The following is an 18,557-nucleotide window of genomic DNA, read 5'->3' on the forward strand; positions in this document are numbered from 1 at the left end:
ACCGAATTGCTGCCCGACGGCCCTGCAGGAACATCGAATCGACCGGTGACGGGCATATCTCAAAGCATGTCCACCCACGCAACGGCATCATCCGGGGTCCAGGTCTGCTCCCTGAAGCGGGACACCCCGCAGTCGATCCCGGCGAACAGCCCGTACACGGTCATCAGGTTCCCGTTCGGGGCCGCCGAGTCCACCGACCGTTTCGCCATGCACCAGGTCGAACAGCCGGACGGCTATACAGTCACGAGCTGGGACACGGACGACCGCTCCGGGCTCATATGGCCCAGCGCGGCCGGCTGGGGCACGCTGTACGCGATGATCCAGTGGGAGGCGGGAGGCTACGACGAACTCCGGGACCAGTTCGTCCGGGACCCGCTCGGCCTCACCCCGTCGCCCAACGACACCACGGCGACGGAGCACCGGCCGCCCAGCCCCGGCATGCAGTGCTGGACGAAGCAGTGGGGCCTCTTCGTCGACCCGGCCGTCCCCCTGGCCCTGCGCGCCACCCATGACGACACGGTGGCGCGCAAGATCGTCCTGGCGGAGTTCAAACTCGTCATCCACGAGGCCGCCTGACCGGTAAACACGGAACGTGGCGTACGCGTAGGCCTCACCCTCCCGCGGCGCAGGGGGCGGGCACCGGGCCCGGCCGGCCCGCCCTGGGCATGGCCAGCAGCTCGAGGCCGCGTTCCCGCGTCACCACCGGCCCCAGGACGGGGTCGGCCAGCAGACCGAGCGGTGCCAGCAGACCGAGCGGTGCCAGCAGACCGAGCGGCGCCAGCAGGCCCGGCCCCGGCGGCGACCAGGACGGCAGCGCGGCACGGATCACGCGCCACGCCGTGTCCGTGTCCCCCCACCGCGCCGACTCCCACGCCTCGGCCACCGCCTGTCCGAAGGCACCACCGGGCGCGTAGCGGTAGGTGCAACGTCCGCGTGTTGTGATCCGGAAGGACGAGAACCCACTTTTCTCGTAGGACGTCAGCCGTAGGCTGTCGTGGAAGAACTCAGGGGGGAAGATGATCGACTATTGCAAGGCGACCGTTCCGGTGTGGACGCTGGCGACGGGTGATGTGCAGGTGCCCGCGGTGGCCGGGGACAAGCCGATGACGGCTGAGCGCCTGGCCGAACTGCGCGGTGTGCTGGCCGTGCTGGCCGACCGGCCGATCGCCACGCTCGAGGTGCATCCGCTGCCCGAGGGAATCGACCGGGGCCGGGGCATCCCGCTCGACGCCGCGAGTCCTCTGGCGCAGCACCTGTCGCAGCTCATCACGCAGTCGGCGCAGGGTTCCTCCACGGCGGCCAGGGCGACCGCCTCCGGCGAGAACCTGTACCGCATGGTGGTCCCGGCCAAGTTCGCCGCCCAGCTGGGTCAGGGCATCGTCCGCCCCATGACGGTGAGGGGGGCGGACGGCAAGCTGTACACCGCACTCGTGAACTCGACGACAAAGCGCATCGCCGGGCATGTGACGTTCGAGCCGGTCGGCAAAGCGGCGGCGGCGGGCGCGGCCGGTGGCGCCGGTGCGACGGCCGGCGTGGCGGCCGCCGGCAGCGTGGCGCTCACCGTGGCCGCACCGCTCGTCCTCATGGCCGTGGCGGTAGGGGTGAGCGCGAACGCCGACCGCAAGCGCCAGCAGGCCATCGAGCGGATCACGGAACTGCTGGAGCAACTGAACGAAAAGCAGCTCGACGACGAGCGCCGCGAACTCGACGGCTGCCGCTACGCGATCGACAAAGCCACCGCCATCCTGCTCGACCAGGGCAAGCTCGGCGTCTCGCTGGGACTGGACTCGGCGATCCATGCCATCAGCAAGGCGCTGATCGACGTGCGCGACCGGCTCGCCCGGTGGCAGGCGGCACTCGACAAACTGCCCGACGACAAGCCCGTCGAGATCGGAACGCTGACCGAGGCGTTCCCCGGCATCGACGATCACGGCGGCACGTTCCGCACGCATCTTGAACTCGCCGACCTGGCCATTGCGTTGCAGCGGCGGGTCAACGTCCTTCAGGCCGTCGAGCACGCTCAGAGCGACCCTGGGAACCTGTTCGAGAACTTCACCCGCGCACTCAAGGCCGACCAGCAGCGCCTCGACGAACTGGAGTCGGGCATCGCCGGTGTCCTGGTGCGCGTGTCGGCGCTGGAGCTGGCACGCCCGAACAGCAAGCTCCCCGTCCTCACGACGGGTGAGGTCGACCGCCTGATGCGCACGGCGCACCGGCTCCACCGGCTGGGCGACGGCGTCACTGTGGGCGGCCGTCCGGCGGACGTGACAATCGAGATCCTTCGTGACAAGGACGGCTCGGTGGTCGTGTTCCCCGCGCTGCCCGCGGAGGTGTAGGCGCGCGGGCTTCCGCTCGCCTCGGTCGACACCCTCACCCGCAGACCAGCACCGCCCGGACGGTCTTGCCGCCGGGCGGGTGGGGGACGCAGTCCCAGTGGTCGGTGAGGGCGGTGACGAGTGCCAGGCCGCGTCCGCCGAGGGGGAGCGCGCCAGGCCCGTCCTCCGCCGGGGCCGGCCGCGGCCACAGGTCCCCGCGGGCGTCCGTGACCTCGACGCGCAGACGGTCCGCGGCGGGGTCGAGGGCGAGGGTGAGCCGGAAGCGGCGGCCGGGCACGCGGCCGTGCAGGACGGCGTTGGCGGCCAGCTCCGCGACGACGAGTTCGGCACGCTCGGTGAGGTCGTGGGACGCGCCCCGGGAGCGCAGCTCGGTCACCGCGAGGAGACGGGAGAGACGAGCGCCGCGCCGCGTGGACGACAGCAGCTGGGTGAAGGTGCCGACGGGGGCGCCCACTTGGGGTGTTGCGTGGTTCATGGCGTCAGACTGGCGGTCGGACGCGGGCGGTGGCGAGTGCCGCGCCCCGTACGGAGAGTAGGCGTACGGACGGGAAAGCGGGCGGTACGCCGGATTCCCGCGACACTGTGTGAGGAACGCGGGGCGGCGGCAGAATGAACCGTCGGGCCTGCCACACCCTCCCGGCGCGGACCGCCGTCCGGTGTGGCCGATACCGGCCCGCGGGGTCGTCCCGGGGTGTATATCTGTGCCTTCACCCGGGATGCCTTCACTCGGGCGGTCAAACGGGGAGACGCCCGCCGCCACCGTTCCGCGTGAGACGTGAGACGTGCGAGGGGGAGGGCGGGGATCTCGTGGAAGAGCTGTATCACAGCGGGTACTGGGAGGCGGAGGAGAGACGGCGGGCCGCGACGGCCGCGGAGACGCTGACCTCCTACGACGCGGCGCTGGGCCGTCTGTCCCGTGCGCCGGAGGAGGTTCCCCTCACCCGTGCGACGATCGGTACGCCGAAGACCGATCCCTCGTGGCACGAGTTCGTCGTCGGCCTCCTCGCGTGCCTCCCCGTCGTGGGCGGCCTCTACTCGGCCTTCGGCGTGAGCCGCGCCTTCCCGGACGGTCCGCGGACGGCCGTCACGATCGGCGCTCTGGCCACTGCCGCGGTGGTCGTCCTGCTGCTCATGGTGACGGCCTTGTGGCTGGCGGACCGACTGGACCGGCCCGGGCGACGGGACGCGCTGCTCCGCACGGGCACGGCCATGGTGCTCGCCTGCGTCCGCGCCCTGGAGGCACCGGACGCCGACCACGCCGGGCACCTCCGCAAGCTCGACGATCTGTACCGCCGGACCGAGCCCCTCGTCCTGCGGGCCCACCGTGTTCGCGGCACGATCGGAGGCTCCTCGCCGCGGCGGGCCGCCGCCCGGCGGCACGCCGAGCTGGTGGCGGGCGCGCTGCGTCGGGAGCTGTGCCGGGTGGACGCCGAGCCGCGGGACGCGCTGCGGGACCTCGCCGGGAAGCTGGTGACGGTGTGCGAGCGGTACGCCGAGGGCCGGATCGGCGGGCTGCTGCCCGAGGAGGATCTCGTGGACGTGGAGCCGGTGACGGTGGCCCGTCAGGCGCTGCGGGAGTCGGCGCTCATGACGGTGGTGATCTTCGTCGCGTTCTGCGGGGCCCTGGGGGCGTGGCTGGGCTGCCGGGCGGCCGGTGTGCCGGACGACCTCCTGCCGCTGGCCGCGGCCGCGGGCCTGCTGCTCGGCGGGACTCTCGCCGGCGGCTGGCGGCGGACGGTGCGGTTGGTGGAGCTGCTGCCGGGCCTCTAGCGTTCCCGGGCCGCCGGTCCGGTCCGGATCGCGTGCGCGGGGCGGGGCGTCGCGGGACGGTACGGGGAGGTCCCGGCCCGCCTCCGGCTACGCGCAGGGGCAGGCCAGTTGAGGGAGCGCGCGGTTCGGCGAGCAGGTCACCACGGCCAGGGAGAGGTACGAAGGGCGTTCGAGGTAGTGGCCGTACGACACGTCGGCGCCCGAGCGCAGGCGTTCGGCGGCGGCGTCCACCAGCCGGGCCAGGCGTGCGGTGTCCCGGTCGGCCTGCGTCGCGAACCGGGGGGTGTATTCGGCCAGCCGCTCGCCGAGCCAGGCCGCCGCCTCCTTCGCCTCCTCCCAGGTGCCCCGTACCAGCGAGCGGGGCTTCACGAGCCAGTAAGCCGTCTCCAGGGGCGGGAGGTCCGACGTGCGGAACTCCGCGGCCACCTGGCGGTAGCGCTCGACCAGTTCCGGTCTGCTCCCGGCCGGGGGCGGGTCGGGGTGCGGGGGCCGCCGCAGGGCCTCGTCGTCGAAGCGCGCCTTCGGGCCGGTCCAGAGGTAGGCGTGGTGGTGCACGTGCTGCTCCCGTTTCGAGGAGCGCCGGCCGGACCCGGGGAGGGGCCCGGTCCGGCCGGCGGTGGGGAAGGGAGGGGGAGGAGGGTCAGGCGCCGAGGCCGAAGCGCGCCGGGTCGATACCGGCGGCGTCCAGCTCCTCGGTGGTGAACCGCAGCGGTTGCGTGTCCGGCCGCTTGCTGTCGCCCAGCGCCCAGGCGTCCTCGCCGATCCGGGCCAGGGTCACGCACCCCTCGGTGCAGGGGCCGCCGCACGCCTTCGTGAACGAGGCCCCGCTGATGTCGAGCGCGTAGAGGTTGGTTCCGTTCTGCATGACTGCACCTTCCAGTTCGTCCGATGCGGCCAGGTCCGGCCGCCGCCCGTGGTGGGCGGGAGTGCACGGGAGGGGAGACGGCCGCCCGGAATTTCCGCAGGTGAGCGGTGGACGCGGACGGTTTCTCCCGGCTCTTCGTGACCTCAGGGTGGCGGTCGGACGGGGGCGGGGACGAGTGTGGCAGCCCGTACGCTGAGTCAGCGTACGGACACGAAGAGTGGACGGTACGTCTGATGATCCGTCAGGCTGGAGGTGGACGCGGGCGGCGTGAGGAGCCGTCGTGATGCGCGGTACGGAGGAGAGGAAAGGGGCGGCGGATGGACGTGGTCGGGGTCGAGGGGGAGGCGGCCGGCAGCGCCGGCGGTGCGCGGGCGGTTCCGACGGGGGAGTGGGAGCGGGAGCCGCATCCGTCGGACAGCCTGCGGACGTTCGGGGCCGTCGTCCAGGCGTTGCGTGAGCACGCGGGGCTGAGCCGGGTCGACCTGGGGGCCCGGGTCCAGTACTCCAAGCACACCGTCGAGTCGGTGGAGTTGGGGCGCCGGATGCCGGACGAGGCGTTCGTGGAGCGGGCGGAGGAGGCCCTGGGCAACACGGGTGCGCTGCGGAAGGCGGCGCGGCATCTGACGCGGGGGGAGGCGGGGCTGGCTGTGTGGTTCCGGCGGTGGGCTCGGCTGGAGCGGGAGGCGGTGAGCCTGTGCACGTATGAGTGCCGGTTGGTTCCGGGGTTGTTGCAGTCGGAGGGCTATGCGCGGGCCCTCTTCGAGAACCGGATTCCGCTGCTGACGGATGAGCAGTTGGAGGCTCAGGTCGAAGCGAGGATGGAGCGGCAGCGGATGCTGTACGAGCGCCCGACCGTTCCGTTCCACTTCATCGTTGAGGAGGCGGTCCTGCGACGGAGGCTGGGCGGTGCCGAGGTACGGCGCGAGCAACTGGACCACGTTCTGGAGCACACGTCGCCTCGCAACGTGACGTTGCAGATCATGCCGCTGGAAGCCGAGTACCACTCGTGCATGGATGGGCCTCTGCGCCTACTGGAAACCCCAGAGGGGCGTCGACTCGCATACTCGGAGGGCCAGGAGAGCGGACGGCTGATTGGCGACTCGAAAGAGGTGAGAGTCCTTCAGCAGCGCTATGACACACTGCGGTCGCAGGCCCTGCACCCCAAAGATTCCCGGGCCTTGCTGGAGCGACTGCGAGGAGAGACATGAGCACGACGGAACTCGCCTGGTTCAAGTCAAGCTATAGCGGTAGCTCGGGCGACGACTGTGTGGAGGTTGCCGTCACCGAGCAGGCCATCCACGTACGGGACTCCAAGGACGTAACCCGTCCGACCTTCGCCGTCGGCCGCGAAGGCTGGGGGCAGTTCGTACGGTTCGCGTCGAGCGCTGAGTGACTTGAGGGCGTGCCGTCCGATGGAGGAGTAGCGGACGGCACGCCCTCACCCCGTTCGAGAGCCCTTGGTCTCGCCCATGTTTCCGCGTCCGACGACGCCCGTGATGCGGAAACGTCCGCCGACTGTCCCCAACCCCGCTTACCCCTCCCCATGCCGCCCGTCATATGTGCGTGAACGTGGTGGCCGTGCGAGGGGAGAGGGAGTGGTTGGGTATCAGGCCGTCATCGCGCTGGGCGGGCGGGTCCCATGGCTGCCGCGCCGGCGCCTCCGTGGGGCTTCCTACTCCCCGAGCGCGGCGACGGCCTCCTCGTAACCCCCCGTGGGAGGTGCGGTGTCGGGGCCGTACACCAGGTGCAGCACGCCCGTGGTGAACGTCTGCGACCTCAGCAGCTTCAGCGGGACCGACGGCTCGCCCTCGTCGAACAGGCGCATGCCCTTGCGTACGGCGATGGGATGGACGAGGAGCTGGAGCTCGTCGAGCAGCCCCGCGTCGAGCAGTTGCCGGATGACCGAGACCGAGCCGCTCAGCGCTACGTCACCCCCGGACTCGCCCTTCAGCGCGGCGGCGACCTCGGAGACGTCGCCTCGGGCCTGCTCGGAGTTGCGCCACTGGAACTCCAGCGGGCCGCGCGAGAACACGATCTTGCGCATGTCGCCGAGCTGCTTGGCGAAGCCCGCGTCGTCGCCGCCCGCCGCCTCCCGGTCCGGCCAGGCGCCGGCGAAGCTGTCGTACGTCCTGCGGCCGAAGAGCATGACGTCCGCGGTCTTCAGGCTCGCGTCGACGGCCGCTCCCATCTCGTCGTTGAAGTAGGGGAAATGCCACTGGTCGGGCGCTTCGACGACGCCGTCGAGCGAGATGAACAGGCTGGCGGTGATCTTCCGGGACATGGTGTTCTCCTGGGGTGTCCGTTCCGTGTACCGGTTACGACTGTGCCGCCCACCGGAAATCATCGGTGGGCGGCACGCGGACGGTTCAGACGGTGTCCAGTTCCCTGCGGCGCTCCGGACCCGGCACGCCGCCCGCCGCCCCGCGCGGGTCCGTGACGCTGCCCAGCCAGCCCAGCAGGAACCCGGCCGGCACCGTCACCAAGCCCGGGATCGTCACGTCCCAGAGGCGGAAGTCGTGACCCGGGAAGATCGACCCGGGTGTGCCGGAGGCGTACGGCGACAGCGCGAGCGCCGCGACGGTCAGCGCCGTTGCCCCCCACAGGCACCACAGCGCGCCGCGGGCGGTGAACCCGGGCCAGTACAGGGCGTACAGCAGGACGGGCGCGAGGGCGGCGCCGCAGACGGCGAGCCAGAGTGTCGAGACGACCACCAGGTTCCAGTCGGCGGCGACGACCGCCACGACCGCGGAGAGGGCCCCCGTCAGCGCCGCCGACCACCGGGACGCGGCACCGTCCGCCTTGCCCGCCGGGCGCCGGCCGGACGCACCCAGCACGTCCCGTCCCAGGGCGATGCCGGCGGCGAGGGTCACGTCCACCACGGCCGCGAGCGCGGTGAGGAAGAGGACGCAGGCCAGGGCCGCCACCAGGATGCCGCCGCTGTCCAGCGCCCGCCCGAGCACCAGCGGCGTGAACACCTGCGCCGCCGGACCGGCCTCGCGCAGCGCCTCGCCGACGAGGGCCGCCGCGCCGACGCCGACGACGGCGAGCGCGCCGTACAGCAGCGTGAGTTCGCCGAGCATCCAGCGGCCGACGGTCCGGGCGCCGCGCGGGCTCTTCGTCGAGATCGCCCGCATCAGCACGGCGGGCATCGCCAGCGTGGCCATCGACATGCCGAAGGTCTGCCCGATCCGGTTCACGGCCCCCACCCACCCCTCACCGGTGTAGCCGCCCGGACGCAGGTACGCCTCGCCCATCCGTGAGCCGTGCGCGGCCGCGTCGAGCAGCCGCCCGGGGTCCCCGCCGAAGCGGTGGAGCACGAGTACCGCGGCGACCACCAGCACGGGCAGGGCGATCGCCGACTTCACGATCATCACCACGCCCGTGCCCCGGATCCCGCCGCTGACGGCCAGCGCCGTCATCACGCAGCCGATCACCAGGATGCAGCCGGTCCGCGCACCGGGCTGCCCGATCAGCGCGGCGGCGACGTTTCCGACCACCACCAACTGCACGACCAGCAGCGGGAAGCAGACCAGCAGGGTCACCGCGCCCCACGAGACGCGTACGGCGGGCCCGCCGCTGCCGCGCGCGTCCAGCATGTCCGCGGCGGTCAGCGAGGCGTGCCGGCGCAGCGGCTCGATGATCAGCACGAGGAGCAGCACGACCCCGATCAGGCTGCCCAGCATGACGCCGAGGCCGTCGAAGCCGAACGTGGCGACCATGCCGACCAGGACGGTGACCGTCGCGACCGTGGTGGTGTCGCCGCCCATCGCGATGCCCTGCTGCCAGGAGCGCAGACGGCGGCTGTCGGACCGGACGAGAGCCCGGTCGTCCTCGTCGGCGCCCGTGACGATGCACAGCATCAGGCAGATCACGACGAACACCGAGAACACGGCGAAGACGAGGGACCGGGACGAGGGATCGAGGAGCGTGGTCACGACCACCTCCGGGCATCCGGCCGCGGTTCGAGCCGGTCGACCCGGCGTCCGTACGCCACCAGCGCGTGCACGGCGACGGCGCAGGGCACCACGGCCAGGAGCACGCCGAGACTCACCGGCCCGGCGATCCTCGTGCCGTACACGGCCGGCACGAGGGCGGCGGGCAGCACGTAGAGCAGCCAGACGACGGCGATCCGGACGCCGAGCCGCAGCCCGACGGCCAGTCGCGCCGCCTCCCCGTCGTCGTGCCGCTCGTGCTCCGCCGGGGGTCGCGCGCCGGCGGCGGGCTCGTCATGGTGCGGCGGCCCGTGCCAGGGCCGCGGTCCGAAGGACATGTGGGTGGCTCCGCTCACGTCGGTCCGGCACCCGGGAAGGGTGCGCGTACGGGTGTGGGGGTGGGCGCGGAGTCAATCAGACACATGCCCGGAACCGCCCGCCCCGCGCGCAGATCTGTTCCTCCGCCCAACCGGGAGCCGTGCGGACGGTGAGCGGGCACTGCGTGACCGGGAGCCGGGAGCCGGGAGCCGGGAGCCGGGAGCCGGGAGTCCGGACGGCCGGGTCCGCGGCCGGGGCGCCGGTGTGGTGGCCGCCGGTGTACCCGACACCGGGGGGAAGCCGCGGATCGCTGCCGGTGGCCGGTGACCGGCGCCCGCACGGGCGCCGGCCGCCGCGCGCGGAACTCACGCCCCGGGTAGGCCCGCGGCCACCCCGGTCAGGCCACGGTGACGCCGTCGTCGAGGTAGACGTCCTGGACGGCGTGGAGGAGTTCCACGCCCTCGCCGGTGGGACGCTGGAAGGCTTTGCGGCCGGTGATGAGGCCGGTGCCTCCGGCCCGCTTGTTGATGACCGCGGTCCGTACGGCCTGCGCGAGGTCCCCTGAGCCGGCCGACGCGCCGCCGCTGTTGATCAGTCCGACCCGGCCCATGTAGCAGTTGGCCACCTGCCAGCGGGTGAGGTCGATCGGATGGTCGGTGGTGAGCGTGCCGTACAGGAGCTCGTCGGTCCTGCCGAAGCCCAGTGCGGTGTAGCCGCCGTTGTTCTCCGGCTGCTTCTGCTTGACGATGTCGGCCTCGATGGTCACGCCGAGGTGGTTGGCCTGCCCGGTGAGGTCCGCCGACACCGCGTAGTCCACTCCGTCCTTCTTGAACGCCGGGTTGCGCAGGTAGCACCACACCACGGTGAACATGCCCAGCTCGTGAGCCCGCGCGAAGACCTCGCTGACTTCCTGCAGCTGGCGGTCCGAGTGCTCCGAGCCGAAGTAGACCGTGGCGCCCACGCCGGCCGCGCCGAGCTCGAAACACTGCTCGACGTTGCCGAACATGATCTGGTCGTAGTGGTTCGGGTAGGTCAGCAGTTCGTTGTGGTTGAGCTTGACGATGAAGGGGATCTTGTGCGCGTAGCGCCGCGACACCGCCCCGAGCACCCCGAGGGTGCTGGCGACCGCGTTGCAGCCGCCCTCGACGGCGAGCTCGACGATGTTCCTGGGGTCGAGGTAACGGGGGTTTGCGGCGAACGCCGACGCCGCGGAGTGCTCGATGCCCTGGTCCACCGGCAGGATCGACACGTATCCCGTGCCGGCCAGACGGCCGTGGCCGAAGAGGGACTGCAGGTTGCGCAGCACCCGGGGGGAGCGGTCGGTCGCGGCCACGGTCCGGTCGACGAAGTCGGGGCCCGGCAGTACCAGGTCTTCTCGGGGAATTCCCTGGGCGGTATAGGTCAGGAGGTCCTTGGCCTCGTCGCCCAGCAAGCCTTGGATGTCGGTCATCGGCTCGCCTCTCCGGTCGTTCGGAATGCCGAGGGGCTGAGGCCCGGGTTCCCGTAACCCCCGGGCTCATGTGGGTCGGGCGCCCCGGCGTCCGATCCGGGCGCCCGAGCGGTCGTGCCGTGAAACAGTGGAAGGCAGGAGACGGACTCGTGTGGCGTCGGCGCAGGCATGGGCCGGGCGAAGGAGGACACGATGAGTCACTCTGTGCTGGCGGGTGTCGACGGATCCGATCGCGGTTCGGCGGCGGCCGAGTGGGCGGCGCGGGAGGCCGTGCTGCGTGGTGTTCCGCTGCGTCTGTTCCACGCCTCTCCACCGCTTCCGGGCACTGCCGTGCCGGGCCCCGCCGGGGACAGGCTGCGGCACGTGGGTGCCCGCATGCTCCAGCGGATGGCCGCCGAACTCGCCGACCGCTACCCGGACCTCGAGGTGCGGGGCGAGCAGGCCGATGACGCGCCGGCCCCGGCCCTCCTCGCCGCGGCCCGCGACGCCGGGCTTCTCGTGGTCGGCACACGGGGGACGGGCGGGTTCGAGGGTCTCGCGGTCGGCTCGGTGGCCTTGCGGGTGGCGGCGGCCGCCCCTTGCACCGTCGTGCTGGTGCCTCAACCGTCCGGCACCTTCGGGGAAGGGGCCCACCTGGCACGCGCCACGTCCCGGATCGTGGCAGGGTTCGACGCGCATCACCCGGTCGGTGAGGTGGCGGACTTCGCGTTCTCGGCCGCCGAGGCGCACACGGCGCGCCTGCGGGTGGTCCAGGCATGGGCCTTTCCCGCCGAGTCCGTGTCTGACCGGACCCTGGTGGTGACCGAGGAGGACCGCGCCACCTGGGAGGACCAGGAGGTCCTGCAGCTCTCCGACGCCCTGCGCGCCTGGCAGGAGAAGTACCCCCGTGTGACGGTCCACATCGACGTCCTGTTGCTCCACCCCGCGGAGGCGCTCCTGAACACGTCGCGGGCCGCGGACCTGCTCGTCGTGGGGCGCCGCGCCGACCCGAGTGCGGCCGAGGGCCGACTCGGTCCGGTCACGCACGCCGTACTGCACCACGCCCGCTGCCCGGTGGCGGTCGTACCGCACGCCGGATGACGGCCGGCCGGAGGCGGGCAGCGGGCCGGCAGGTCCGGCCGGTGATCCGACGAGCGCCGGGACCGGTCAGCCGAAGAACACCTCGAACTCGTCGTACAGCGAGGGATCGACCACCTTGTTCCGCGCCGTGGCGTCGTCGAGGGGGACGCGGACGACGAGGGTGCCCCGAAGGGCGACCATGACGCCGAGGTCACCGTCCTTGACCGCGTCGATGGCATGCAGGCCGAAGCGTGTGGCCAGCCACCGGTCGAAGGCGCTCGGGGTCCCACCGCGCTGGATGTGACCGAGGACCGTGGTACGGGCGTCCTTGCCGGTGCGCTCCGAGATCTCCTGGGCCAGCCATTCGCCGATGCCGGACAGCCGCACATGGCCGAACTCGTCCAGCGACTTGTCCTTGAGGACCATCTGCCCTTCCTTGGGGACGGCCCCCTCGGCGACCACGACGATCGGCGCATAGTTGATCTTGAACCGGTTCTTCACCTGCTCACAGACCTGGTCGATGTCGAACGGCCGCTCCGGGATGAGGATCACGTTGGCGCCGCCCGCGACGCCGGCGTGCAGGGCGATCCATCCGGAGTGCCGCCCCATCACCTCCACCACGAGGGCGCGCATGTGCGACTCGGCGGTGGTGTGGAGGCGGTCGATGGCCTCGGTGGCGATACCGACGGCGGTGTCGAAACCGAAGGTGTAGTCGGTCCCGGACACGTCGTTGTCGATCGTCTTCGGCACGCCCACCAGAGGGATTCCCCGCCGGCTCAGCTCGGTGGCCACGCCGAGCGTGTCCTCGCCGCCGATCACGACGAGCGCGTCCACGTCGTGTGTGGCAAGGGTGTCCCGCACGCGGAGCAGCCCGTCCTCGTGCTTGAACGGGTTGGTGCGGGAGGAACCGAGAATGGTTCCGCCACGGGGGAGAATCCCCCGCACACGGGGAATGTCCAGCGGAATGACCTCACCGCGGAGCAAACCGAGCCAGCCGTCCCGCACACCGACGAAGTCGAAGCCGTATTCCTGAACGCCCTTGCGGACGATGCTGCGGATCACGGCGTTGAGGCCGGGGCAGTCACCGCCGCCGGTCAGCACTCCGACCCTCATGGGCTTCCTCCCATCCGCTGAGCACCCCGCCAGGTCGCGGCCCTCGCGGCGATCGAACCGCTGTCAGGGAACCCGGACCGCCTCCTCCCAGCCTCCCTCCATTCGGACCGCGGTGGCCACTCGACGGACGTCCGCTCCAGGCGGCTCACCCACGCACTGGGCGGGATCCGGGTCACCGTCCTGGCATATCGACGGTGGTGTCGGTTTCGGGACGCAGGTGATTCGTGACGTCGACGACACCGTCGACGCTCTCGGACAGGCGTACCGCGAGGGGAATGAGGCTCTCCTGCGGCACGGTGCCGCTGAGCGTCACGCGGCCGTCGGTGACCTGGACGGTGACCGTGCCGGGGGACAGGCCGAGGGTGCGGGTGAGGATGTCCGTCGTGATCTCCTCGCCGACCGTGAGGTCTCGCCGCAGGAAGACCCGCAGCAGGTCGGTACGACTGACGATGCCCACCAGCCGGCCCGTGTCGACGACGACGGGCAGCCTTTTCACGTGGTGGCGGGCCATGGCACGGGCCGCCTCCACGACCGACCACTGGGGCCGGGCCGTGACGGCGGGGCTGGTCATCAGTTCCTCGGCGGTCAGCGCGTGGGCCTTGGCGCGTTCCGAGGGCAGCAGGTGCGCGGCGGCCAGATGTCCGCCCGGATCCGCCTGGCTCTCCTGTTTCCGCAGCAGGTCCGCCTCCGACACCACACCGACCGGGCGGCCCTGGCTGTCGACGACGGGCACCGCGGTGATGCCGTGCTCCGCGAGGTGCTCGGTGATGTCCTTGAAGCCCGTCTCCCGCCGCACACTCACGACGGCCGGGGTCATGAGGTCTCCGACCAGGCGATGCAGCATGCCGTGCTCCCTTCTCGGACGTTCGCGGCACGGTCCTTACTCCACTGTCCGTCCTCCGGAGAGCGCTCGCACTGCCGACGCACACCGGCCGCTCCCGCCCGTCCGTCCGCCCGCCACAGCGGGCGGCGCGGTCACCGGCGGCGAACGCCGGGCGGAGCGCGCAGCAGGCCGTTCGCCCGCAGGAGCATCGGACAGCGTGGGGCGTCGGTGAGCGGCGTGCCGAGACACTCGGCGATCGCGCCCCGGGCCCGGCAGCCCGCGGAGCCGGCGGCGGGCGCGGAGTGGCACGGCGCGCGGTCCCCGTGGTCGGCTTCCTCCTGGAGCAGGTGATGCGGTTCCAGGAACAGGGGGGTTCATGGGTTCAGGACGGTTCTGCACACCCAGGTGCCGAAGTCGTCCGGCCTGCTGGGGGTGTCGTCCGCGATTGCGGCAGGTCGTGGCCAGGGTGACGATGGGACAATGGCTCAACGCGCACCAGTGGTTGTGCATCCGCCGGGACCGGATGGTGGCCGGCACGTGACGGTTCGCGGTGAGCAGGTGGGTACGGCTCATCACCTGCTCGATGTTCTGGAGCTTCTGCGCCGTGCCGGCCTGCCGGAGGCGCACGAGGGAATCGATGATCCCGACCTGGTCGAGTGGCGCGGTGGCGACTCCAGAATGTGGCGCGAGGAGACGTAGGAGAAGCGCTTCCCGCCGGGCGGCCGTCCCCGGGGCCCGCGAGGGGGCGCGCTCCGTCCCCGGGACTGGAGCCGCCGGGCGCCTCAGGCCGCCCGGTCCTCGCGCAGGAACTGGCGCAGTCGCCGCATCGGCCACGTGTCGATCACATAGTCCGGGGTGGGCCGTCCACGTTGTGCCGTGCCGACCCCGTGGCGCGGGTACGCGAGCCGGGGATCGAGTGGGCGCCGGTGCCGATGGCGAACCTCGCCCCGTGACCCTTGGCCCGGAGGACGCCCTCGTCGCCCAGGTCGTCGGGCCGGACCACATCTCACACTCCAGGGACCGACGTGTCCCTCCAGCGCGCGGAGGCGTCGGGCCGAGGGTGTACTGGGATCAGGGGGTCGGCTGAGGGAGAGCGCTGTGCGTGCGACGTTCGTTCTGGGCCGGATCGTCGGGGTCCGGGTCGGCGTGCACTGGAGCGTCCTGCTCATCTTCGGCATCATCGCGTTCGGCCTGTCCCAGGGCCGCCTCCCGGAGACGTATCCGGGGCGTGGCTGGGCGGTGTACTGGGCGGCCGGCCTGTGCACCGCTGTGATCTTCTTCGCCTCCCTCCTCGCACATGAGCTGGCGCACGCCGTCGTGGCCCGGCGCAACGGGGTCGAGGTGGACGACATCGTGCTGTGGCTGCTGGGCGGAGCGGCCCGGCTCAGGTCCGAGGCGTCCAGCCCCGGCAGGGAGCTGAGGATCGCCGGCGTCGGCCCCCTCGTCAGCCTGCTCCTCGGCGGGCTGTTCGCCCTCGCCACCTGGCTGCTCGACCTGGCATCCGTGTCCGGGGTCGTGGTGGAGATGGCCGCCTGGCTCGCGGGCATCAATGTGCTGCTCGCCGTCTTCAACGCGCTGCCCGCCGCACCGCTCGACGGCGGCAGGCTGCTGCGCGCGTTCCTGTGGTGGCGCACGGGAGACCGGCTGCGGGCGACCGCCGGCGCCACCGCGGCGGGGCGGGTCTTCGGGTGGCTGCTGGTCGTCCTCGGCCTGGTCGCGTTCATGAGAACCGGCACGTTCGGCGGTCTGTGGCTGGCGCTGATCGGCTGGTTCCTCATCACGGCCGCCACCGCCGAGGGGCGGCAGGCCCAGCTGCGCGGCGTGCTGGCCGGTGTCCCCGTGCGGGACGCCATGACGCCCGGACCTCTCACGGTTCCCGCGGCCACGACGGTCGCGGACTTCCTCACCGGTGCGCGATACCGCTACCGGCACCTGGCGTTCCCCGTGACCGAGGACGGGGCCACGCTCGGGTTGCTGACCACCGACAACGCCCGAAAGGTGCCGCAGGCCGAGGCGAACGCCGTGACGGTGAGGGACGTCATGGTGCCGCTGTCGCAGACCACCGTGGTCGAGCCGGACAGCCCGCTGGCGGATCTGCTGCCGCGCATGGAGCCGGGAGCCGAGCACCGGGTCCTGGTCATGGATCACGGCAGGCTCGCCGGAATCGTGTCGCTCTCGGACGTCAGCCGAACGGTGACCTGGCTGATGGACAACGCCGGGCGGCGCGGCGGTCCGTGACCGTGGCACGGCACCACCGGGCGCGCCGGGGCGGGCAGGGCGCAGGCTTCCGTGCCGAGCGGCAGGGCCGATGCGCGTGACCGGGGTCGTCTTCGCGACGCGGGAGCCTCTGCCTCGGGCGGCCCGGTACGAGGCGCTGGAACAGGTCGCGCACGTGGCGACCCCGCCCGGCACCGTCCGTGCCCCGTACGCGATGGCCGACGTGCACGGGGGTACGGCTTCCCCGGCGGAGGCGCGGCCGCCACGGACGTCGAGGCCGGCGGAGTGGTCCCCTCGGGCGGCGTCGGGTTCGGCATCCCCCGCGGCGGCCGGCTGCTCGTGGCCGGCGTCGACCACGACCCGCTCTGTGCCTGCGCGCGCGGCACCCACGCCGGATGCCCCCTTCGACCGGCACGTCGTGCCCGGTGCGGGCCACCGCGGCCGAATGGGTTCCTTCCGGCGCCGGGGAGCGGCTACAGGCCCTGGGAGAGCAGAAGTTCGTGGGCGAGTCGTGCGCCGCGTGCCGCTTCCTCGGGGGAAACGTCCTGCGACGGGATGTCCTCCAGGCCACGGGCGAGGACCCGGACGGCCTCGGCCAGGGTCGCGACCTGTGTCTCCAGACGGCTCAACCGGGCCTCCGGTCCTGGCGTGGCATGCGATGCGTCGGGATGGGGCTGCGTCATGATCGTGCCTCCTTTCGGGGCGGTGACGGGGCCGTGGGGTCGACGCGTCCGCCGTATCACGCTGATCAGCCCGCGCCGTGCGGGGTGTGTCTTCTTCCAGCACATGGTTCCGCTGCCCTGACAGCGACTTCGGGAGTCTGATCAGCCAGGGGGGAGCTCTACCGCTTGGCCGCCCCGGCATCCGTGCCCTGCCGGTCACCGCTCATAGCCAGTAAACAACGGTCGCCCGGCGCCCGCAGCGAACGGGGCCGCCGGGCGTATCCCCGGCCTTCTCACCGGTGGGGCCGCGGGGCGGAGGTCACCCGGCGTGGCCTCCGTCCCGCGGCCATCACATCCGCCCGTGAGGACGGGCGGCCGTTGTCCGTCGCCGGGTGACGTGTCCAACGACCTCATCGACCGGCGCCGCCTGCGGTGTCCGTACAGGCCGTGAGAGGGCTGTGTGGCGGCATCGGCCGGTCAGATGTCCCGGAAGATCTCGATCTGCGCCCCGATCGAGTTCAGCCGCTCCGCCAGGTCCTCGTAGCCGCGGTTGATGACGTACACGTTGCGCAGCACGGACGTGCCCTCCGCCGCCATCATCGCCAGCAGGACGACCACCGCCGGGCGCAGGGCCGGCGGGCACATCATCTCCGCGGCGCGCCAGCGGGTCGGGCCCTCGACCAGGACGCGGTGCGGGTCGAGCAACTGGAGGCGGCCGCCGAGGCGGTTGAGGTCGGTCAGGTAGATCGCGCGGTTGTCGTAGACCCAGTCGTGGATCAGGGTCTTGCCCTGGGCCACCGCGGCGATCGCCGCGAAGAACGGCACGTTGTCGATGTTCAGGCCGGGGAACGGCATGGGGTGGATCTTGTCGATCGGCGCCTCCAGCTTGGAGGGCCGGACGGTGAGGTCCACCAGGCGCGTGCGGCCGTTGTCGGCGAAGTACTCGGGCGTGCGGTCGTGGTCGAGGCCCATCTCCTCGAGGACAGCCAGCTCGATCTCCAGGAACTCGATGGGGACGCGGCGGACCGTGAGTTCGGACTCCGTCACCACCGCCGCGGCCACCAGGCTCATCGCCTCGACCGGGTCCTCGGAGGGGGAGTAGTCGACGTCGACGTCGATGGTGGGCACGCCGTGCACGGTCAGGGTGGTGGTGCCGATGCCGTCGACCTTGACGCCCAGCGCCTCCAGGAAGAAGCACAGGTCCTGGACCATGTAGTTGGAGGAGGCGTTGCGGATGACGGTGATGCCGTCGTGCCGGGCGGCGGCGAGCAGCGCGTTCTCGGTGACCGTGTCCCCGCGTTCGGTCAGCACGATCGGACGGTCGGGGGCGACGGAGCGGTCGACCACCGCGTGGTACTGGCCCTCGGTCGCGGCGATGTCCAGGCCGAACCGGCGCAGCGCGATCATGTGCGGCTCGACGGTGCGCGTGCCGAGGTCGCAGCCGCCGGCGTACGGCAGCATGAAGCGGTCCAGGCGGTGCAGCAGCGGGCCGAGGAACATGATGATGGAGCGGGTGCGGCGGGCGGCGTCCGCGTCGATGGCGGCGAGGTTCAGCTCGGCCGGGGGCACGATCTCCAGGTCGACGCCGTCGTTGATCCAGCGGGTGCGCACGCCGATGGAGTTCAGCACCTCGAGCAGGCGGTAGACCTCCTCGATCCGGGCGACGCGGCGCAGCACCGTGCGCCCGCTGTTGAGCAGCGAGGCGCACAGCAGTGCCACGCACGCGTTCTTGCTCGTCTTCACGTCGATGGAGCCGGAGAGCCTGCGGCCGCCCACCACCCGCAGATGCATCGGACCGGCGTAGCCCAGGGAGACGATCTCACTGTCCAGCGCCTCGCCGATACGGGCGATCATCTCAAGGCTGATGTTCTGGTTGCCGCGCTCGATGCGGTTGACGGCGCTCTGGCTGGTGCCGAGCGCCTCGGCGAGCTGCGTCTGCGTCCAGCCGCGGTGCTGCCGGGCGTCGCGGATGAGCTTGCCGATGCGTACGAGGTAGTCGTCTGCCATGAGGC

Annotated in this window: 19 protein-coding genes and 1 pseudogene; 8 read left to right on the top strand and 12 right to left on the bottom strand. The window is 72.0% G+C overall.

What is annotated here, in order from left to right; all coding sequences use genetic code 11:
- The first annotated feature begins 66 nt into the window (after positions 1–66).
- Positions 67–576 (top strand): hypothetical protein, encoded by a 510-nt coding sequence (locus F1615_RS01100; RefSeq protein WP_149546920.1) that lies wholly within the window; start codon positions 67–69, stop codon positions 574–576.
- A 52-nt stretch (positions 577–628) separates the two neighbouring features.
- Here F1615_RS01100 and F1615_RS01105 read toward each other — a convergent pair.
- Positions 629–922 (bottom strand): annotated as a pseudogene (locus F1615_RS01105) (hypothetical protein); the annotation flags it as partial.
- 94 nt (positions 923–1,016) lie between these two features.
- Here F1615_RS01105 and F1615_RS01110 point away from each other — a divergent pair.
- Positions 1,017–2,336: a hypothetical protein gene (locus F1615_RS01110; RefSeq protein WP_149546921.1), complete on the top strand. Its 1,320-nt coding sequence runs from the start codon at positions 1,017–1,019 to the stop codon at positions 2,334–2,336.
- Between the two features lie 34 nt (positions 2,337–2,370).
- Here F1615_RS01110 and F1615_RS01115 read toward each other — a convergent pair whose 3' ends face one another.
- Complete coding sequence (locus F1615_RS01115; protein WP_149546922.1) at positions 2,371–2,811, bottom strand: ATP-binding protein; 441 nt, start codon at positions 2,809–2,811, stop codon at positions 2,371–2,373.
- 332 nt (positions 2,812–3,143) lie between these two features.
- Here F1615_RS01115 and F1615_RS01120 point away from each other — a divergent pair, with 332 nt between their 5' ends.
- Entirely contained in the window at positions 3,144–4,106 is a 963-nt protein-coding gene (locus tag F1615_RS01120; protein ID WP_149546923.1) for a hypothetical protein, read from the top strand.
- 87 nt (positions 4,107–4,193) lie between these two features.
- On the opposite strand, the gene F1615_RS01125 is transcribed toward F1615_RS01120, so the two are convergent.
- Both F1615_RS01125 and F1615_RS01130 read right to left on the bottom strand, forming a co-directional pair.
- Positions 4,194–4,661 carry a hypothetical protein gene (locus F1615_RS01125; protein ID WP_149546924.1) on the bottom strand — a complete coding sequence of 156 codons (468 nt, stop codon included), beginning with the start codon at positions 4,659–4,661 and terminating at the stop codon, positions 4,194–4,196.
- A gap of 85 nt (positions 4,662–4,746) precedes the next feature.
- Complete coding sequence (locus F1615_RS01130) at positions 4,747–4,971, bottom strand: DUF397 domain-containing protein (protein WP_149546925.1); 225 nt, start codon at positions 4,969–4,971, stop codon at positions 4,747–4,749.
- Between the two features lie 317 nt (positions 4,972–5,288).
- Between F1615_RS01130 and F1615_RS01135 the strand changes: the two genes are divergently transcribed.
- Both F1615_RS01135 and F1615_RS01140 read left to right on the top strand, forming a co-directional pair.
- A complete protein-coding gene (locus tag F1615_RS01135) occupies positions 5,289–6,179 on the top strand; it encodes a helix-turn-helix domain-containing protein (protein ID WP_149546926.1) in 891 nt (296 codons plus the stop codon).
- On the top strand, positions 6,176–6,364 hold the full coding sequence (locus tag F1615_RS01140; protein ID WP_149546927.1) for a DUF397 domain-containing protein: 189 nt from the start codon (positions 6,176–6,178) through the stop codon (positions 6,362–6,364). The genes F1615_RS01135 and F1615_RS01140 overlap by 4 nt, the downstream gene beginning before the upstream one ends.
- Before the next feature lie 279 nt (positions 6,365–6,643).
- On the opposite strand, the gene F1615_RS01145 is transcribed toward F1615_RS01140, so the two are convergent.
- The 4 genes from F1615_RS01145 to F1615_RS01160 form a co-directional block, all read right to left on the bottom strand.
- Positions 6,644–7,252 (bottom strand): dihydrofolate reductase family protein, encoded by a 609-nt coding sequence (locus F1615_RS01145; protein ID WP_149546928.1) that lies wholly within the window; start codon positions 7,250–7,252, stop codon positions 6,644–6,646.
- Between the two features lie 85 nt (positions 7,253–7,337).
- A complete protein-coding gene (locus F1615_RS01150; RefSeq protein WP_149546929.1) occupies positions 7,338–8,906 on the bottom strand; it encodes a sodium:solute symporter family transporter in 1,569 nt (522 codons plus the stop codon).
- Positions 8,903–9,241 carry a hypothetical protein gene (locus F1615_RS01155; protein ID WP_149546930.1) on the bottom strand — a complete coding sequence of 113 codons (339 nt, stop codon included), beginning with the start codon at positions 9,239–9,241 and terminating at the stop codon, positions 8,903–8,905. Before F1615_RS01155 ends, F1615_RS01150 begins: the two co-directional genes overlap by 4 nt.
- 377 nt (positions 9,242–9,618) lie before the next feature.
- Complete coding sequence (locus tag F1615_RS01160; protein ID WP_149546931.1) at positions 9,619–10,671, bottom strand: class I fructose-bisphosphate aldolase; 1,053 nt, start codon at positions 10,669–10,671, stop codon at positions 9,619–9,621.
- 192 nt (positions 10,672–10,863) lie between these two features.
- Between F1615_RS01160 and F1615_RS01165 the strand changes: the two genes are divergently transcribed.
- A complete protein-coding gene (locus tag F1615_RS01165; RefSeq protein ID WP_149546932.1) occupies positions 10,864–11,751 on the top strand; it encodes a universal stress protein in 888 nt (295 codons plus the stop codon).
- Positions 11,752–11,817: 66 nt separating this feature from the next.
- Here F1615_RS01165 and F1615_RS01170 read toward each other — a convergent pair whose 3' ends face one another.
- On the bottom strand, positions 11,818–12,843 hold the full coding sequence (locus tag F1615_RS01170) for a 6-phosphofructokinase (protein ID WP_149546933.1): 1,026 nt from the start codon (positions 12,841–12,843) through the stop codon (positions 11,818–11,820).
- Between the two features lie 172 nt (positions 12,844–13,015).
- Positions 13,016–13,687: a CBS domain-containing protein gene (locus tag F1615_RS01175; protein ID WP_149546934.1), complete on the bottom strand. Its 672-nt coding sequence runs from the start codon at positions 13,685–13,687 to the stop codon at positions 13,016–13,018.
- 516 nt (positions 13,688–14,203) lie between these two features.
- On the opposite strand from F1615_RS01175, the gene F1615_RS01180 reads away from it, so the two are divergent.
- Positions 14,204–14,365, top strand: coding sequence for a hypothetical protein (locus F1615_RS01180; protein ID WP_341873400.1), 162 nt, complete (start codon positions 14,204–14,206; stop codon positions 14,363–14,365).
- Between the two features lie 399 nt (positions 14,366–14,764).
- The gene (locus F1615_RS01185) at positions 14,765–15,904 is read left to right on the top strand and encodes a site-2 protease family protein (protein WP_149546936.1); all 1,140 of its coding nucleotides are present in this window, start codon (positions 14,765–14,767) and stop codon (positions 15,902–15,904) included.
- A 452-nt stretch (positions 15,905–16,356) separates the two neighbouring features.
- Here F1615_RS01185 and F1615_RS01190 read toward each other — a convergent pair whose 3' ends face one another.
- The gene (locus F1615_RS01190) at positions 16,357–16,566 is read right to left on the bottom strand and encodes a hypothetical protein (protein WP_149546937.1); all 210 of its coding nucleotides are present in this window, start codon (positions 16,564–16,566) and stop codon (positions 16,357–16,359) included.
- Between the two features lie 456 nt (positions 16,567–17,022).
- On the bottom strand, positions 17,023–18,552 hold the full coding sequence (locus tag F1615_RS01195) for a helix-turn-helix domain-containing protein (protein WP_149546938.1): 1,530 nt from the start codon (positions 18,550–18,552) through the stop codon (positions 17,023–17,025).
- Between the last annotated feature and the right edge of the window lie 5 nt (positions 18,553–18,557).

The organism is Streptomyces marokkonensis (assembly GCF_008312835.1).
GTDB lineage: Bacteria > Actinomycetota > Actinomycetes > Streptomycetales > Streptomycetaceae > Streptomyces > Streptomyces marokkonensis_A.

What these genes read in the sequence shown, in the direction of transcription:
- F1615_RS01170 (WP_149546933.1), bottom strand. Translation starts at nt 12,843, where the DNA reads ATGAGGGTCGGAGTGCTGACCGGCGGCGGTGACTGCCCCGGCCTCAAC.
- F1615_RS01130 (WP_149546925.1), bottom strand. Translation starts at nt 4,971, where the DNA reads ATGCAGAACGGAACCAACCTCTACGCGCTCGACATCAGCGGGGCCTCG.
- F1615_RS01195 (WP_149546938.1), bottom strand. Translation starts at nt 18,552, where the DNA reads ATGGCAGACGACTACCTCGTACGCATCGGCAAGCTCATCCGCGACGCC.
- F1615_RS01115 (WP_149546922.1), bottom strand. Translation starts at nt 2,811, where the DNA reads ATGAACCACGCAACACCCCAAGTGGGCGCCCCCGTCGGCACCTTCACC.
- F1615_RS01135 (WP_149546926.1), top strand. Translation starts at nt 5,289, where the DNA reads ATGGACGTGGTCGGGGTCGAGGGGGAGGCGGCCGGCAGCGCCGGCGGT.
- F1615_RS01160 (WP_149546931.1), bottom strand. Translation starts at nt 10,671, where the DNA reads ATGACCGACATCCAAGGCTTGCTGGGCGACGAGGCCAAGGACCTCCTG.
- F1615_RS01155 (WP_149546930.1), bottom strand. Translation starts at nt 9,241, where the DNA reads ATGTCCTTCGGACCGCGGCCCTGGCACGGGCCGCCGCACCATGACGAG.
- F1615_RS01100 (WP_149546920.1), top strand. Translation starts at nt 67, where the DNA reads ATGTCCACCCACGCAACGGCATCATCCGGGGTCCAGGTCTGCTCCCTG.
- F1615_RS01190 (WP_149546937.1), bottom strand. Translation starts at nt 16,566, where the DNA reads ATGACGCAGCCCCATCCCGACGCATCGCATGCCACGCCAGGACCGGAG.
- F1615_RS01140 (WP_149546927.1), top strand. Translation starts at nt 6,176, where the DNA reads ATGAGCACGACGGAACTCGCCTGGTTCAAGTCAAGCTATAGCGGTAGC.
- F1615_RS01165 (WP_149546932.1), top strand. Translation starts at nt 10,864, where the DNA reads ATGAGTCACTCTGTGCTGGCGGGTGTCGACGGATCCGATCGCGGTTCG.
- F1615_RS01145 (WP_149546928.1), bottom strand. Translation starts at nt 7,252, where the DNA reads ATGTCCCGGAAGATCACCGCCAGCCTGTTCATCTCGCTCGACGGCGTC.
- F1615_RS01110 (WP_149546921.1), top strand. Translation starts at nt 1,017, where the DNA reads ATGATCGACTATTGCAAGGCGACCGTTCCGGTGTGGACGCTGGCGACG.
- F1615_RS01175 (WP_149546934.1), bottom strand. Translation starts at nt 13,687, where the DNA reads ATGCTGCATCGCCTGGTCGGAGACCTCATGACCCCGGCCGTCGTGAGT.